A 15,794-nucleotide genomic window follows, 5' to 3' on the forward strand; every position below is an offset into this window, starting at 1 on the left:
AAAAAATATGACGATTAAAAATTCCGGCTTAGCTGCTGGTGGCCGCGCTCACCCTGAAATCAGGCCGGGCGATAAATGGAAGGACGGTCGGGGCAATATCGTAATTATCGAAAGTTACCGATTCGACAGAGTGACATATTGCCGCGAGGGGTACAGCTCACCGTGTTTTTGCACGCCAGAAAGACTGGTGCGGGAATTTGAATTTGTTTCTTCCGCACCGGTCGCCGGCGAAAAAGATATCGATCGGATTATGCGGGTACAGGGCATCGAGCGAATTCGTGTCATGCGGGAAATCATCAGGGAGCGAGGGAACAGAAAATGAAGAATGCACCAAACCTTAAAAAGCAGCCGGCGGATCTCATGGAGGAGTCAATCATCTTTGCCGGCGCCGATGCCTGGACGTTCGCCAAAGCATGGCAGGAAATGAACCCGATTGGCGACACGGTGCCGCCGGTTGTGCTGGATAAAAAGCAGCTGGCGGAGCTGGAGAATATCCGCATTGTTGATGATGGCCGGCTCTATGCCCGGGTTTGCCGCGGCGGGCATCTGACCGAACGGCAGATAACCATTCTCGCGACAAAGCTGGCGGTGGCCGGCGTGGAGCGCGCGCAATTCTACTCTGAAGGTTATCAGCTTCTGGAGGACTGGACGCCCCAGCTGCCGCGCCTCAAAGCCGATGCGGAAGCCGGCAAAAGCATGGTGATCGGCAAACCGCTGACGGATGTAAACCTCCGCGACCTGGCTGATAACGAAAAGGCGCTCATACTGGCCGCGCGTTATACCGGAATTGCGATCAATGAAAACAGCGAGGGCGTGTACGTCTACCGCGCCGGCATCTGGGAGAAAACGTCACTGCTCGAGCTGAGCCGCGAAATGGTGGCTATCTACAACGAGAACAAAACCAACTTCAGCAAGCGCGCGATCAACAACGTTATCGACGCCCTGAAAATCGTTATCCCGGTAATGGGAGAGCCGCGGCGCAGCCTGATCCCCTTTGCTAATGGCGTCTACGATATGGAAACCGGCGTTTTCTCCGAACACAGCCAGGATAACTGGCTGACCAACCACAACGGCGTAACCTACACGCCGGCGGTGCCGGGCGAAAACCTCCGCGACCACGCGCCGAACTTCCATAAGTGGCTAAGTTACGCATCAGATAGAGACGCAATTAAGATGCAGCGCATCGCTGCAGCGCTCTTTATGGTGCTGGCTAACCGGTATGACTGGCAGCTGTTCCTCGAGATAACCGGGGAGGGCGGCAGCGGGAAAAGCGTCTTTACCCATATCGCCACGATGCTGGCCGGCGCGCATAACACCGCCAGCGGGAACATGGCGGCGCTCGACAGCGCGCGCGGGCGGGCGCAGTTCGTCGGCAAGAGCATGATAACGCTTCCTGACCAGCCTAAATATTCAGGAGAGGGCACGGGGATAAAAGCGATAACCGGCGGGGATGCGGTGGAGATAGACCCGAAACACGAGCACCAGTACACCGCCGTTCTGCGGGCGGTGGTTGTGGCCACGAACAACACGCCGATGATTTTCACCGAACGCGCCGGCGGCGTTTCCAGGCGCCGCGTAATTTTCCAGTTTAACCGGCGCGTCAGCGAAGAGGATAAGGATCCCGACCTTGCAGAAAAGATATCCGCTGAAATTCCGGTGGTTGTTCGCCGGCTGCTGGCGAACTTTGCGAACCCGGAAAAAGCGCGGGCGCTGCTGCTGGAGCAACGGAATAGCGAAGAAGCACTGGAGGTAAAGCAGAAAACGGATCCGCTATATGCCTTCTGCGCTCACCTTGAGCGGCTGGCTGATTGTGCGGGAATGATGGTAGGAAACCGCAATCCGCCTCACTATCCGCGAATTTATCTCTATCACGCTTATCTGGCATTCCTGGAGGCCAATGGATTCGACAAACCGCTGACGCTGAATAAATTCGCAGAGGGGATGGAAAGCGCGATGAGGGAGTTTAATCACGAGTACCGTAAGGAACGGAGAGCCCGTGGCATGGTGACTAACGTCGAACTTTCGGAAAGTGCGGAAGACTGGTTACCTCAGACGCATCCTGTAGCCGGTCATAAAGAATGAAGTTCAGATAAATATGGAGAAAGGTATACATGGTATACATCGAGAGAAAAATTTATATATAAATCAGTGAAATAAACCATGTATACCTTGTTTTCAGGTATACACAGGGTGTACATGGTGTTCATTCTCTCATTAATCATCTGATGTTTTATTAAACAGAATGATGTATACCGTGTAGACCTGAAATCCCAAAATGTAGGCTGGTGTTCATAGGTTAATATCATGTTTTATAAGTGATTTATTCTCTTTATGAACACCATGTATACCTTAAGGGCAAATTCTTTAAAACGCATCCACACTTTTCGCGTTGTGCACCCCTGCAATTTCATTAACATCGTTTCATAAATCGCAATTAATTGTTCGATTGTTGCGATTAATGGAACTTTAATGATTGCTATTACAGGGGGGCATCATGAGTAAGGTTAACGTTAAGCCCGTTCTGCTGAACGGGGAGCAGATTCAGGCTCTGAAAACCATTCAGGAGAGGGAGCGCCAGAAGTCGGGCATGGGGATCGCGCCGTCAATCCATGCTGTTGCGCGCAAGGTATTTGATGCGGGACTATCAAAAATGGAGGCTGGCCAGTGAGCTACTCAATCAAAATTGGGAAACACAGCATCGAGCTGGCGGGCTATGTCGGTAAGGTTGTTGCTCCAAATACTCAGATGGCCGCTTTATTCCGTGGTATGGCGGGCGAACTCACCAGCCTGAGGACAACGGCGCAGCAGGCCGAAGCTGAGGCGGATTTGCTGGACGTTATCCGCAACGATCCGGATCTGAACGAACAGGCAAAAAATCGCAGGGCAGGTGAAGCCCGGAACCCGGACACGCTCAAAGACTTTACCCGCGGGGTGGCAGCCGTAAGCGAGCAGGCCGCAAACATTCTCGATTACCTGAAGAACAAGCTCGCTCCGGTTAATCCACTGGCATCTGATGATGTTCAGGGATTCATGCGTGACAGCGAGATGCGCCAGGCATTCGCCCGACTGGATCGCCGCAGCCAGGAAAAAATGCTGCTGTCGATGCACAGTGGAAAGCATCAGGAGCTGGCGGACGCCTTACTGAGGGCGCACGCGGTGTGTTCGGGGCTCGATACGGAACAGCTAAAACGTCTCGGCTTTTCCCGTATAGCATCAGAGAACGGGCAGGTAATTAGCGCGGTTGCCGATCTGGTCGACGCGGTAAGGAAGGACGTCGCACAAATTACAGCTGTCCGAACCTGGTATAACAATCTCGTTTACGGGAAGAACGACGATCCATCAGAAGTTCTGCCCCGCATGACCGGCCTTGATCAGTTAAGCGAACATGTCAGCGCGATGCTCAAAGGCAGCCAGCGGCAGGCACATTCAGAAGAGAAGCAGGCCGCCTGAGGGTGGCTTTTTTCTGCCCGGAGGGAAACATCACGATGCTATTAAGTAAATCAGCCTACGCCAGGCATATGGGCGTCAGCCGGCAAACTGTTTACGGCTGGATAGCCCGCGGTGAAATTGTAATTTCAGGCGATAAGGTAGATGTCGAAGCATCGCAGGCTAAACAAAATTCTGCTGGTGCTGGCGAACACCAAACTGAAATGACGTGGGCGCAGGCCGCCTCGTGGGTATGGGGGCATGACGGCGGGAAAGAGCTGCCGGCTGATATTGATGCTGGCCAGCGAATAGAGGCAGCAGCCGCTGAGCTGGGTTTTGATGTTCAGCACGAGCCCGCAGAGCAACTACTGATTCTCTTCCGGCTGGATGAAGAAACCCACAGCTTCTATGGCAAAGACCGTGCAGCAAGCGCTTTACGGTTTCTTCGTTCTGAGCTGACTTACGTTGCCACAATGCACCCCGATACGCTGGATGACTGGAACAAAACTGGTTTAATGTCACTCTGCCTGCTGGACGGCGAAAAACTGTAAACCCCCCAGCCCCTCAAACTTGACACTTTTTCGCGAGAAACTGGGAAAAGTGTCAACCCAACCTAACGGATCCTGACGCCTGCGAACAGCAGCTAGAGCAGAAGTGTAAGGGCTGGCGTTGAGATTTGTTGAGCCTTGGCTGTTAGCTTTTGTTAACCCTGATGCTAAGCAGGGCAGGTGTCAGCCTGTTATGGTTTGTTATGCCTTACTAGGGAAAACTAGGGAGAAAGTGTCAACCGCTACCGCTTCAGAAAACTTCAGGCACACGAACTCGTGAAGGGGAGGTGTCAAGCACTCCCCCTTTGCAATCATCCTCGAGCCTCTTTCAGATCGCTGTTCTGGTTTGCCCGGACGCTGGCGTTCAGATTGAGTTGTCAAAAGTTGTCACCCACCGGCAGCGCAAGTGGGGATTTTTGGCAGAACGCGCTCTAAGTTACAGTTGCTTTATTCAGGCGCATAAAAATATTTTAATTTCAGTGTTTAAAATAAATCTAAATATTAATTAGCGTTAAAGCGTCATCTCAATTTGCGGTATTACTTGATCCTTCCAGTAAGGAAGAATGGGTAAACAAATAAATCTATAAATGAACCAACAAGCATAGATACAATCTGGCTGGTAACAGTCTCCAGCCGACAATTTACCATGTGCGACTTTGTGTCTTAGTGAAGGACCTGCTTTGTAATTGAAAAGCATATCGATCTCATGAACTATATCCTCCCCAAGTATTTCAACTAAATCAACACGTTTATTTTCCAAAAGCCCTGACAATGAACGGTCCTCCTGAAGTCCGTCTGCAGTAAATTTGAACGAATCTCTTCCGCTACAGAAGAGAATATGACGTAGTGTGTTTTCAAGTTGAGGGATTAATATATATGCGGCTGATGAAAAATCACCTTGCCATAACCGGGCGAATCCTAAACTGAAGAGATGTTCATGGCCAAAAGGTACAAAACAACTTAAACTTACAATAGCATCGAAATGCCTTAATTCTACTGCGTATTGCAACATTGTAGTATGCCGGGCTGGCTTAATTCTTGACTCAGCGATAAAATATCTTAGGCTGCTCATATATGTAATGGAGTTTGATTTTAACCACTCATTGCCAGAATCTTGTTCTGAAGCGTGGATGGATGTTTTAGCTATAGGCTTGCCTTCCTGATCAAGATGTATTGAAGTGGGAAATAAGATGGAAAATCCACTTTTATCGTTTTCTGAGATTTGTTCTTTTAGGCTTTCAATAGATGGTGATTTTGATAATATCGCAAAGCAATACAATATTTCCGGTAGGCCTATATTTGTAAACTGATTAATTGTTTCATCGCATTCTTCTGATAGTTCGCAAGGTATTTCATAAGGAACCATCTCAGATAGGCTGGCTAGTTGTAAATCTCTCAATCTAACACGCAGGTAATCAATTTTATCCTGAAATCCTCCGGCTATTTGAAGTTCAGTGATAGCCTGTCGCACCCAACTAGCTTGCGCAGCATAGCTTGAAACTTGTTCGCACATCCTTAGTGTTTCATTAGAATACTCTTCTAAACAGCGTCGGCGACCTTCTGTATTATTAATTTTTTGATAGCATTTTGCAGCAAGTGACCATACTTTTTTTCTTGCTTCTGGGTAATCCTTTATACTTCCTCTTTTAACAAGATTTTCTGAATCTTCAGCAACTTCTTGAAATGTTTTTATTTTATAGCCTAAAGCTAACTCTCCAATTCTAGAAAATGCTACATATATGCAATTATTATGTGTGAAATAATAAAATCGCTCAAAAGTTTCTGTGAGGTGAGGTGGGATACGATCACGTTTACTCATCATTCCATTTATATAAAGAGCTCTTTGCAATAAATTTATTAATTCAAACAGGTTTTTATAATCATCAGCGGGTAGTTCTTTGTTTAAATGTTCTCGAACTATATTGGAATATGCCTTAACAGCTTCGATTCCACAGTTGTATTTCTTACGATCATTCGTCCAAACTATATCTGCAACTCTACCCTTCAATGGTAAGTTTTTAATATCAACAACAATATCTGAAAGAAGAGAGTTGTAATCATTTTTTATATTTTGAGGCGTAAACATTCTATGCTCGGCATCTTGCCATCTTGGATGCCAAGTATCGGCAGGATCATCAGATGACATTCGCATTGAACACAGCGTAGCTAATAATCTATAGGCTTTATAGGCTGAATGATTTTCACGTTCTAGCTCTGAGGATGCTAATTTATTTAGCTGAAGCCACATATCTATATCACACAGACCTTCATAATCCTCTAATAGCGATGTAAGTTGTATGCTGTGTAAGTCATCAATAGTAGTTTTATCGTCTAAATGATTTTCACTTTTTCTTCCCTGGTTCGTTGAGTCTGTCATAGATTCTTCCCTTCATTGAAAATGTTGAAGTAGGTGCTTTAAATTTTCACCCGACGCTTAGCTGCTCTTAGCTTATTGCATCTGGAGGCTGATTTACAATATTGCTCTTAAAGGTGTAACACTTTATATTTGTAATAGTTGTGGTGATAATTAAAGTGCGTAACTGATTGATTCATAATGTTTTATTGTGCTAACCATTCTGAGAGTTATGGTATGAGAAAGTCCAGTGGTTACAAAAATGATCGTTTGCCGTCACACAAAAAAAATCTTTTAACTTCAGAAACTAGAGAACGTGTAGTTGAAGGGCTGGTAGCTTCTGCAACAGCCGATTTTGTAGTTCTTGTGGATTGGTTGAAGTATGGAAGAGGAAAGGGTGAACCAATCCCCGTAGCAAAATGTGAAAGTTTAAGGGAAAGAATATCTCATCTTCAGACACTTAAGAGTGGGGTGCAAACAGACTGGAAAAACGTGCTCAAGCTGATGGAGGATACGATACATAAAAGTCACAAAGTTAAAGAAATTGCTCCACCTCCTTCGAAAATTGTCACCAGTGTGCTTAGCAAATTGAACGTAATAAGCTTGGATGTTGCATCAGGAAAGGCAACACCTGACATGCTTGCCAGTCTTCAAACTATGCTTCAGCTAATTTCTAGTCTGAAGGGAAGTGAGGATCTAAAAAATAGTGTTGGCTTAGTCATGGAAGACACAATCAGAGCACTACGTGGTTATAAAAGACAACAAGCAAAGCCTAAGCTCAGAAAAGCTGTTAACCCAACCGATTCTCAGCGTGACGAAAACATTTTTAGGAGTGAATGTGAGCCTTTAATTGGATTAAGTGATGTTTTCATTATCGCAGACTGTGTAATAGCTATGTCCGCTCGTCTAGGGTGTTCTCCAATCAGCTTTATAAAAAGAGCTGCTGCTATGAAAGGTGTAATTGATCCTGTAATCCTACCAGAGTTATTAGAGTTGCTTCAGCAAGATGACGAACTGACCAGAATGGTTGTTCCCATTAAAATCACAGATGATAATACTCGAAGTGATGGTGGGAAACTTGTTGGATTGACTGGAATCGTTGAAGGTGGCGCAGCTATCGGCGTAGAAGCTCAGCGTTTAATCACAAAAGAGCTAAGAAAACATCCATCGCTAACTGCCGCGCAACAAGTCTCGTTTGATACAGCTCGGGCGAGTTTGGCTCTGGAATCTGATCCATTTAAAGTTATCGAAGAGGTAAAACGGATAGCCATTGGCCTGAACTGGAGCCCTTTGACTGTTGCAGCTTACGCAGTACATAAATTTCCTAGGATTAGGCCGGACATTGCTGGAGACGTTATTACATTATTGGCTCAAGATGAGTTACTTACTGAAAATGGTAAAGGTAGGTGAATGGTAATCATCAAAGAGTCATTATTCTCTCTTCACGATTGTTTTAGCGAGTGCCCCCGATTATAAAACCGATTATTTCTTGTTCAAATGGAAGTTAATAAAACAAATTGGGGGTATCTTTGGGGGTATCTCTCACATCAATATAAAATAGAATTTTTATAAATCATGGCTTTATCTTTTGTGTATTGCTCCTATTATCGGCACTCACACAACAAAATCCTTTAAAAACAATAAGTTAAGACGATTTTTGTTCTCAAGATACAACCTTTTTTAAGGGATTCTATGACCAACAGTTGCCGCTATGGTTAACAGTGGCTATTCAGGGATGTTAGCACGTAGCGGCCTGTAGTTGTAAAGCTCGAACAGGTACAAAGCGTGAACAGTCCCCACGAACCGCTATCAACTCGAAGCTGATGACGCTGCCAACGTCTCTAAACCATCCCGAAACAGATTGATCACACGCATTTAAGCCCGATGTGCGGCCTTGTGGCTGCGTAAACAGGTGAATAGTGGTAATGCCCCGGTAGCAACAGATCCGGCTCTGCCAGCGCTTCGCTCACGCTCCGAAAGGTACACGAGCACCCTGATAAGGTGTGATCTCTCTGACAATCTGATTTGGTCACTGGTGACTTTCGCAAAGCGAAACCAACTAGGTTGGCCTGATGAAGTCGCTACGCTCCGCTTGTTGCTTGTACCACTAACGGGGCTTTATGGCTTCTATTGTCTTAAATCTGATACATTGCACAAACATCATGTGGATTGCTGTAAAGTTCATCAGTATGATTGCTTGTACAATCAGCGATTGGGAAAGCACTTCTGGAAGATAAGGGACGAGACGATATGAAAGTGACTGATGAGGCTTTGTTACGTTCAGGGTTTACGCAGCCCGAATTGCAGAAGATAAAAAGCAATATTGAAAAATATGGAGGAACGCTTGGAGAGGCCATAAATGACCTCGCTAGGCGATTTGTTACCTTAGCGGGAGTGGTGGCTGTGTGTGCCTTAATCCTACTGCTACTTATCGTCTTCAGCTCACCTGATAGAGCATTTGCATGGGGGCTGGCGATGATCTTTGGGGTTGCCATTATGTCCTTTGCACAGCCGCCGGTAATTTCCTATAAATCCTGGCGTTACCGAAAAACTATCAAGGATTAACTGGTTCCATTTTCGGTTGTCAATAGATCGAAAATCACTTTTGCTTTAACACCATAACCGACAATCTTCATTGTTAGCTTAGGAGTGCTCATTGTGCTGACTTTGCGATAGTAATCGTGTGGAAGCCAGCGGAATAATCTCCAGGCTCCAGTTTTTCGAGCGAGTCCAACAATGCTGTACACACTGGCACCAAGAGTAACACCATTATAGAGAGCCAAGCCCGTGTTAGGATTAAATCCCATGAACTGGGCCGTATGCATCGCGGAGTCAGCAATGATACCTTGCGAGGGTATATGTCCTGCTGGCTGATCAAAGTTGAGCACTTCTTTCGTTAATCCGTTCATTCCATCGGCAATCAGGACTGCCCCAGCCAGCATACCAATCGGCCCCATAGTGGATAACATCATAAAGCCACCAAAGAGAACCACGCCTGATAGCACCACATTTACAGCGGATATAACATAACCGACGATTTTATTATTTTCCTTAACAAACTCGACCTTCGCGTAAAGCTGTGCGGACTTGGTTTTTAATAGACGCTCTTGTTCAAGCAGGTTGTCTGTTTCAGCACGAAGATTTTTGATGCATACAATACATTCTTCATCGGTTTTAGCTCGTCGTGCTGTTTCAAATTCTTTATCTACAACCTGTTTTATCTCTCCAACAAACTTGATACGTGTTATCCCATCTTGCAAATAGAATGCTGATAGCCGATTTGCTGTTTCGACGAGTTTCCGGGCTTCCAGATTCACCATGGTATCTGACCATGTTCTGTTCCAGCCCCTGTTGAGCAGCGCAATATCCATTAAAGACTCCTTCCCAAAATGTGTCTGGTCATTTTACGTGCAATAAGGTCGAAGACAACAGGAAATGCTTTCCCAACGTCTGATTTTAGCGGAACGAACACATAATCAAACTCTGGGACTCCACGCGGTAATTCTCTATTTTTCATTGTCCGACGTATCAAACGTCCTGGAGTACGTGCAGGATCGTCTACCGGGATGGGGTCAGTCCAACATGACTCTGAGGCGTCTGTTAAACCTGTGGCGATTCATAGTGCTTATTGATCCTCAATCCTGTCTGCTATCTCTGGTAATTCCTCAGTTGGGCTAGTGTTTAAAAAAGCACATCTTAAGGGTATTCTTGCATGAACATAACTACCATGAAGATAGGCGAGCAAATGACCAGTGAACTAACGGAAAAAGATCTACTGGATAATGGTTTTTCGAATAAGCAATTGTCTCGTCTGAAAGAGGTATTGAGTAGTAATGAAAATACTGGCGAAACGCTTTCAACATTAATAGATGAACTGAGCAAGCGTTTTTATGGAGGGATTATCTGTCTGATGCTTATCCTTGCACCGCTGATTTTCCTTCCCATCTTTTATACGCCCTCGCTGCTGTTATATTACTTACCTGTTGCAATTATTGGCGTTATTGCGGTCTGGTATCTGATTCCACTTGGCCTCACATGGAAAGCGCATAAAATGATGAAAGGCCGGTAGGCTTCTCACTCACTCCTGACAGAAGGAAAACATCAACACTTCTTAGGCATCATGCGCCAGGTTCCTCTGACAGCCCCGACAAACCATCACACATCTCCTGCAACTCATTAAACATCCTTGCCACATGGAAGCCATCGCACACCGAATGATGGACCTGCACCGCGAGCGGCAGCAGCACTTTTCCATCCTGCTCGTAGTATTTTCCAAACGTGAACATAGGCGAAAAGAAGTTCTTCATGTGCGCAATGTTCATATTAAAGTTCGTAAACGTTACCCACGGAATCGACGACACGAAAAAGACATTTTCCCGGGACTCTTCCTTCGGCCAGTAAGAAAGGTTATTTCCATAGCGGGCCGTATCTTCTGCATACGTGTTCTGGAAGTGATGAATATTGCCGTCATAGTGGCTCCACAATGACGAAAACGTCTCCGTTTCGGGATGGAAAATCGTATAGCTTGGATGAATTTCATTCCAGACGACAAGCTCATTGTCCTTCATGGCCATGCGGAACTCAGGATGCCGGTTCATGATGTTAGACAGGAGAAAAATGATCGTGGGGTAAAACTTCCAGCCCACCGCTTTGATATGTTTTCGCAGCGCGGTAATGTCGATCAGAACGGTTTGGTTAATTGTGCATTCAGCAAATGACTGGAAGACTTCAAAATGCTCCTTCCTTGGCCAACGAGATAAATCAACAGGCGTATAGGCCGGGGCTGTTTTTTTCATTGTTTAACCTTTGATTATCAATCGTCTACATGATTTAGGGCCAGAAACAACCGCACAACCATTTCAACCGTATCTAATCTTCCTGTCAATCTCAGCCTGTGGTTTTCCGAACAGGTATCCCTGCACGAGATCGCAGCCAAGCGCCTGAAGACGTTCAAGCTGCGCTTCGGTTTCAACACCTTCAGCAATGACCCGCATATTGAGGCTCTTCGCCATGCCGGTAATCAACTTAACGATATTTAGGGCATCATCCTGCGTGGATATCGGGTTCACAAAGGATTTGTCGATTTTAATTTTATCAAAATTCAGTTCACTCAATCGTGAAAGCGAGGAATATCCCGTTCCGAAATCATCGATGGAAATTTTTACGCCCAGTGCCCGGAGCTTTTTGAGAATAGTGATCGGCATGTTGCTGTCACTGAAGAGCGAAGACTCTGTTACCTCTAACTCAAGTCGGTTGGCCGGTAGCCCCGTCTCTTTCAGAATGGACTGTACCATCGTGGTAAACGATTTAGTGCCTAGCTGAACGGGTGAGACATTCACCGAGATCCTGGCCGGCACCGCCCAGGACACCGCTTCCCGGCAGGCCATCTCAAGCACCGACTTGCCGATCTCATTGATCATCCCCGTTTTTTCAGCGACGGAAATGAAATAGTCTGGCGCGAGTATCCCTTTCACCGGGTGTATCCAGCGAATAAGCGCTTCATAGCCGTAAATTTCATTGCTGAATGCATCGACAATAGGCTGGTAATACACAACGAATTCATTGTGATCGATCGCCAGAGCCATATCATGTTCAAGGGTCCTGCTTTCCTGCAGTCTTTGCAGCATCCACTGCCGGAAGACTTTAATCTGCTGCGAACCTTCTTTTTTCGCTTCGTAGAGGGCCAGATCGGCAAATTTGTAAAGATAATCAGAGCGTCGTTCATTATCTGATAAAACGATGCCCACGCAGGTGGCAATTTTTATCAGCTGGTTATTAATCGTATAGGGCTGGCTGATATGATCGCTGATTTCTTTGGCGCGCGAAACGGCGGCGGTTTCCGTGAGTCCGCTGGAGAGAAGGGCGAATTCGTCTCCGCCCAAACGGTAAAACGTATCCGTTGCGCTGCTCATCGAGGTCAGCCGTCGGGATACCTGATTCAGCAGCAAATCTCCCGTATCATGGCCATAGGTATCGTTGACCTCTTTGAAGCGGTCTAAATCAAATAACATCACCGTGACGGGGACGTGGTTTTTATCTGCCTGAAGATTAATTTTGTTGAGATCGTCCCAGAAGAAAAGGCGGTTTTTCATGCCGGTGAGGGAGTCATGATAAACATCATATTCCAGCTTCGAGTTCTGAATTTGCAGTTTTTCTTTTGATATTTGAAGTTCGTCAGCCAGGCTTTTAACCTGCATGTGTGCTTTCAGAATGTTTTTATTCTGGTAGATCATTAAAAAGCCAAGAATAAAGCTTAAAATCACCAGAAGCAAAGAAAGTGCGGAATAAATATAATACAGGATTTGTATTTTGTTGTTGGATTCATTAACAGTGTTAATATCTTTTGTTAATGCTGTTGCAGACAGCTGGCTGAGCGGTGCGTCGAGCTCATGCATATTTGTCAGGTATGCCTGTAACTCCGGATGGCTCATTTTTTCAAGATGACTATCCAGATAGGCCAGTATTTTTTCTAAGCGTAAAGCGAGCTCCTGATGCGTTTTATCGCTGTTAATGTAGCGACCTAAATCGCCCCCCTTCATTAAATCGCCCTGACTGAGCATAATTTCGAGGCGCATACGGACCTGGTCTATCGTAACGTCATCAGTATCGGTTGCGTATAGACCAAGCCATGATTCAAAACGGTAATACTCTGATACCAGTTGTGCCACGGACCAGGACTCAGTGTATTGAGTCAGTTTTTGCAATTCCTGCTGTCGATCATAAACAAGGTATGCAATATATCCTGTCGTGATAAAAAGAGAAAAAATGATACCAACCAGTATCCTGTTCATTATGTTCTCCTGAACGACTACTCAATCTTCATTTTGCTTACCTGCCATGCTGATCGTGAGTAATAAATCTGATTATTCAACTCAGGAAGACTGTCATAGGGGTATACAATGAACGATGGGCCTTTATCGCGGATGCGCATATATTCGCCATTGACCTTTAAGGCAAGGATGGCGTTGTATTTTTTAAAGTCGCTGAGAGGGATGACGGTTGAGTAATCATTGAGCGCAATAACATTAACGTTCGTACCTTTTGCACCCACATAATCCATGAGCTTGCTCATGGGGACACCCTCAAACTTCGTACGACCGTTATACCAGGGTGAAGTCGTCTCGAAACTCACTACTCCGAGTTTTTCAAGGCTGGCGAGATCAAACACTGCTTTTCCATTTTCATTGGTATTTTCTATATTACCGTAAATCGTTAAAATGGGTTTACCAACTGGTTTTGGCAGGTCGCCAGCCCAGGTTACACTTTGTACCAGACAGCATAACAACAGTAGGGTTAATCGCATTTTGACCTCCACCTTTTTAACAGAAGTATAAGAATTATAATTTAGATATCACACGAGTTGATATATTTTGTTGGGGAGTAGGGGGTTTTATCGTTTTTATTGATGTAAACTCATTTTAATCAATGAGTTAGGTGTTGTGAGTGTCAGGGTGTTTGATACTAGAGCGACGCTTAACTTTTTGATAAAAGCTAAAATTGCGGCCATAAATGCTCTTCTGTTTAAAAAATAACCGCTTTAATTGAGAGATATTATCTTCCACGATAATTGCGGGGTGTCCGTGGCTTTTTGGCGCGCGAATCTGGCGACGAAATACGCGCCCCGGTTGTGTGCGCTGTTTCAGGATGATGATGATAAGCGAGGACACGAACATTCTGATTGTGCGTGTCCCCTACCGCTTGCCTTACTTCACGTCATCCCGGATGGCTGACGCCGACTTACCCCCTTTCGCCATGCTGGCAAACACTGTGTCCCGGTAGATCCACGCATGAACGAGTGCGGCGGAGAGATGGACCAGCACCACGGCAAAAAGCAACTTTGCCAGAAGTCTATGGGCGTCGTGGCACCAGGCATAGAGTGCTGGACTGGTCGGGACAATCGCCGGCAGGTTGACGCCATCAAACATGACAATTGGCAGGCCCGCTGCCGACAGCTGCGCCCAGCCCAGCAGAGGCATTGCCAGCATTAACCCATACAGCATCCAGTGTGATGCCTTTGCGGCAAGCACCTGCCAGACGGGCAAATCGGCAGGAAGTGGGGGCGTGCGGCTCAGGAGCCGGTTGACCAGACGAACCAGTGCCAGCAGTAAAATGGCGATACCCAGAGGCCGGTGGAGGTCGATTAACCAAATCCGATGATGTAACGACGTCATCATCGCGGCACCGATGAAAAGCATGGCCAGGATCATCACCGCCATCAGCCAGTGCAGGGTTCGCGCCAGGGTATTGAAATGCTGCGGCGCGTGCGCTCGCATATCTTTATTTGAGCTCATTTTACCTCCTGCTTTTGCACGGCTTCGGTGGCCTTGCCGTAGCCGATTTCCCGCTCACGGCGGCTGAAAGAGTGGGAGTAGGCAGCGGAGCGGGCGTTTAAGATGGGATCATCAGACACCGCAACGCCTGCAGGAACGACAGAAGGATCAAAGTTAACGTCGCGGCACGCACCTGTGGATTGTGCTTCGACCCGCGTCACTTCCAGCGTGCCGGCTACCACCTTTTTGCGATCGTCCGGCCACGGCTGGGATGGGTCATCCACCGGATCGCCCGGCTGTGCGAGCTGCAAAACGTAATCCCAGTAGAGTGGCTTCTGCGCCAGGCGCTGACGCAGGTTCTCGAACAGGAAGTTGTCATCGGCTTTCTGTCGTTGCTCATCGTTTATCGACAGGAAAGGCTCGTGCGGACGCATCATCCAGCGAACGGCCTGGCGATCCCCCTGCGCGTTCACAAGGTAAAAGGCGTTAATGCTGTAAAACGTCGCGCCTGCGAAGCTGCCGGGCGCGGGTTTTTGTGCCGCCCATTTAAGGTATTTCTCCGCCTCCGGGTACGCTTTTAAAAAGTCTGCCAGAAGCTGCGGATCCGGTTTTCCGGTGGCCACATCAACGGCCGTGGCTTTTCGCAAGGCCAGAAAACCTTCCGGGCTGTGCGTGGCGAAGAAAGGCTCGTTGTTCATCGCCATCCGCCATTGTTGCTTGTCATCTGTCTTCAGCAGCAGCGCCATGCTCAGGGTTTTGGTCGTACTATCCGGGGCATGCGGATCGCCAGTACCAATAGAGAATCGACCCACCACGGGCACTTCCTGCTGTGAGAAGAGGCGGGAGGTTGAAAGAGAAACCGCCGAGCCGTTTGGCGTAAAGGTGCCGGCAAAGCAGATGCCTTTTCCATGCGCGCGGCGAAAACCCGGCGGGAAGGGTTTCGGTGTTTCCCCTACCAGTGCCTGGCTGACCGTGCGTGAACCAAGCCAGCCCGCCGTCCATGCAAAAGCAGATGCTAATGTACCGGCGACAACGGCGATTGCAGCCAGCGCGCCCCAGGTTTTTTTGGACCTCAAATCCAGTTTCGACATAGACGTTTTTCCAGAACAAAATATTTTCATCTGTCATGCACAACGTATTGCGCGTGACAGGTGTTAATACAGTGGCGAATATGGCTCGAGTATAGGAACTAAGGGG

The 15,794-nt window shown here is 46.9% G+C and carries 15 protein-coding genes; 8 read left to right on the plus strand and 7 right to left on the minus strand.

Features of this window, described 5'->3' with window-relative positions; genetic code table 11:
* Window positions 1-7: 7 nt before the first annotated feature.
* The 5 genes from AC0TNG_RS11995 (at window position 8) to AC0TNG_RS12015 (ending at window position 3,977) form a co-directional block, all read left to right on the plus strand.
* Window positions 8-322 carry a DUF4222 domain-containing protein gene (locus AC0TNG_RS11995; protein WP_023325055.1) on the plus strand — a complete coding sequence of 105 codons (315 nt, stop codon included), beginning with the start codon at window positions 8-10 and terminating at the stop codon, window positions 320-322.
* A complete protein-coding gene (locus tag AC0TNG_RS12000) occupies window positions 319-2,082 on the plus strand; it encodes a DNA primase family protein (RefSeq protein ID WP_032447735.1) in 1,764 nt (587 codons plus the stop codon). The genes AC0TNG_RS11995 and AC0TNG_RS12000 overlap by 4 nt, the downstream gene beginning before the upstream one ends.
* Before the next feature lie 412 nt (window positions 2,083-2,494).
* Complete coding sequence (locus AC0TNG_RS12005; protein WP_014830800.1) at window positions 2,495-2,668, plus strand: hypothetical protein; 174 nt, start codon at window positions 2,495-2,497, stop codon at window positions 2,666-2,668.
* Window positions 2,665-3,450, plus strand: coding sequence for a hypothetical protein (locus tag AC0TNG_RS12010; RefSeq protein WP_473713223.1), 786 nt, complete (start codon window positions 2,665-2,667; stop codon window positions 3,448-3,450). Before AC0TNG_RS12005 ends, AC0TNG_RS12010 begins: the two co-directional genes overlap by 4 nt.
* 35 nt (window positions 3,451-3,485) lie before the next feature.
* Entirely contained in the window at window positions 3,486-3,977 is a 492-nt protein-coding gene (locus tag AC0TNG_RS12015) for a DNA-binding protein (RefSeq protein ID WP_464357662.1), read from the plus strand.
* Between the two features lie 508 nt (window positions 3,978-4,485).
* Here AC0TNG_RS12015 and AC0TNG_RS12020 read toward each other — a convergent pair.
* Window positions 4,486-6,351, minus strand: coding sequence for a DUF4209 domain-containing protein (locus tag AC0TNG_RS12020; protein ID WP_473713224.1), 1,866 nt, complete (start codon window positions 6,349-6,351; stop codon window positions 4,486-4,488).
* 213 nt (window positions 6,352-6,564) lie between these two features.
* Here AC0TNG_RS12020 and AC0TNG_RS12025 point away from each other — a divergent pair, with 213 nt between their 5' ends.
* Entirely contained in the window at window positions 6,565-7,737 is a 1,173-nt protein-coding gene (locus tag AC0TNG_RS12025; RefSeq protein ID WP_234081187.1) for a hypothetical protein, read from the plus strand.
* Between the two features lie 840 nt (window positions 7,738-8,577).
* On the plus strand, window positions 8,578-8,892 hold the full coding sequence (locus tag AC0TNG_RS12030; RefSeq protein ID WP_020882780.1) for a hypothetical protein: 315 nt from the start codon (window positions 8,578-8,580) through the stop codon (window positions 8,890-8,892).
* Here the strand turns inward: AC0TNG_RS12030 and AC0TNG_RS12035 are convergent.
* On the minus strand, window positions 8,889-9,698 hold the full coding sequence (locus AC0TNG_RS12035) for a DUF4225 domain-containing protein (RefSeq protein WP_024909473.1): 810 nt from the start codon (window positions 9,696-9,698) through the stop codon (window positions 8,889-8,891). The genes AC0TNG_RS12030 and AC0TNG_RS12035 overlap by 4 nt on opposite strands.
* 341 nt (window positions 9,699-10,039) lie before the next feature.
* On the opposite strand from AC0TNG_RS12035, the gene AC0TNG_RS12040 reads away from it, so the two are divergent.
* Window positions 10,040-10,396 carry a hypothetical protein gene (locus tag AC0TNG_RS12040; RefSeq protein WP_230581871.1) on the plus strand — a complete coding sequence of 119 codons (357 nt, stop codon included), beginning with the start codon at window positions 10,040-10,042 and terminating at the stop codon, window positions 10,394-10,396.
* Window positions 10,397-10,445: 49 nt separating this feature from the next.
* Here the strand turns inward: AC0TNG_RS12040 and catA are convergent, their stop codons facing one another.
* The 5 genes from catA to AC0TNG_RS12065 all read right to left on the minus strand — a co-directional run bounded on the left by catA (window position 10,446) and on the right by AC0TNG_RS12065 (window position 15,688).
* The gene (catA, locus tag AC0TNG_RS12045) at window positions 10,446-11,123 is read right to left on the minus strand and encodes a type A chloramphenicol O-acetyltransferase (RefSeq protein ID WP_024909475.1); all 678 of its coding nucleotides are present in this window, start codon (window positions 11,121-11,123) and stop codon (window positions 10,446-10,448) included.
* A gap of 63 nt (window positions 11,124-11,186) precedes the next feature.
* The gene (locus AC0TNG_RS12050) at window positions 11,187-13,118 is read right to left on the minus strand and encodes a putative bifunctional diguanylate cyclase/phosphodiesterase (RefSeq protein ID WP_024909476.1); all 1,932 of its coding nucleotides are present in this window, start codon (window positions 13,116-13,118) and stop codon (window positions 11,187-11,189) included.
* 17 nt (window positions 13,119-13,135) lie between these two features.
* Complete coding sequence (locus AC0TNG_RS12055) at window positions 13,136-13,630, minus strand: putative pterin-binding protein (RefSeq protein ID WP_024909477.1); 495 nt, start codon at window positions 13,628-13,630, stop codon at window positions 13,136-13,138.
* 400 nt (window positions 13,631-14,030) lie between these two features.
* Complete coding sequence (locus AC0TNG_RS12060) at window positions 14,031-14,618, minus strand: cytochrome b (protein WP_024909479.1); 588 nt, start codon at window positions 14,616-14,618, stop codon at window positions 14,031-14,033.
* Window positions 14,615-15,688, minus strand: coding sequence for a catalase family peroxidase (locus AC0TNG_RS12065; protein ID WP_267217163.1), 1,074 nt, complete (start codon window positions 15,686-15,688; stop codon window positions 14,615-14,617). The genes AC0TNG_RS12060 and AC0TNG_RS12065 overlap by 4 nt, the downstream gene beginning before the upstream one ends.
* Window positions 15,689-15,794: the final 106 nt, after the last annotated feature.

This window comes from Enterobacter sp. PL_is514 (assembly GCF_055816715.1).

Excerpts from the sequence above, each read along its gene's own strand:
- AC0TNG_RS11995 (WP_023325055.1), top strand. The coding sequence starts at position 8 with ATGACGATTAAAAATTCCGGCTTAGCTGCTGGTGGCCGCGCTCACCCT.
- AC0TNG_RS12000 (WP_032447735.1), top strand. The coding sequence starts at position 319 with ATGAAGAATGCACCAAACCTTAAAAAGCAGCCGGCGGATCTCATGGAG.
- AC0TNG_RS12005 (WP_014830800.1), top strand. The coding sequence starts at position 2,495 with ATGAGTAAGGTTAACGTTAAGCCCGTTCTGCTGAACGGGGAGCAGATT.
- AC0TNG_RS12015 (WP_464357662.1), top strand. The coding sequence starts at position 3,486 with ATGCTATTAAGTAAATCAGCCTACGCCAGGCATATGGGCGTCAGCCGG.
- AC0TNG_RS12020 (WP_473713224.1), bottom strand. The coding sequence starts at position 6,351 with ATGACAGACTCAACGAACCAGGGAAGAAAAAGTGAAAATCATTTAGAC.
- AC0TNG_RS12025 (WP_234081187.1), top strand. The coding sequence starts at position 6,565 with ATGAGAAAGTCCAGTGGTTACAAAAATGATCGTTTGCCGTCACACAAA.
- AC0TNG_RS12030 (WP_020882780.1), top strand. The coding sequence starts at position 8,578 with ATGAAAGTGACTGATGAGGCTTTGTTACGTTCAGGGTTTACGCAGCCC.
- AC0TNG_RS12035 (WP_024909473.1), bottom strand. The coding sequence starts at position 9,698 with ATGGATATTGCGCTGCTCAACAGGGGCTGGAACAGAACATGGTCAGAT.
- AC0TNG_RS12040 (WP_230581871.1), top strand. The coding sequence starts at position 10,040 with ATGAACATAACTACCATGAAGATAGGCGAGCAAATGACCAGTGAACTA.
- catA (WP_024909475.1), bottom strand. The coding sequence starts at position 11,123 with ATGAAAAAAACAGCCCCGGCCTATACGCCTGTTGATTTATCTCGTTGG.
- AC0TNG_RS12050 (WP_024909476.1), bottom strand. The coding sequence starts at position 13,118 with ATGAACAGGATACTGGTTGGTATCATTTTTTCTCTTTTTATCACGACA.
- AC0TNG_RS12055 (WP_024909477.1), bottom strand. The coding sequence starts at position 13,630 with ATGCGATTAACCCTACTGTTGTTATGCTGTCTGGTACAAAGTGTAACC.
- AC0TNG_RS12060 (WP_024909479.1), bottom strand. The coding sequence starts at position 14,618 with ATGAGCTCAAATAAAGATATGCGAGCGCACGCGCCGCAGCATTTCAAT.
- AC0TNG_RS12065 (WP_267217163.1), bottom strand. The coding sequence starts at position 15,688 with ATGTCGAAACTGGATTTGAGGTCCAAAAAAACCTGGGGCGCGCTGGCT.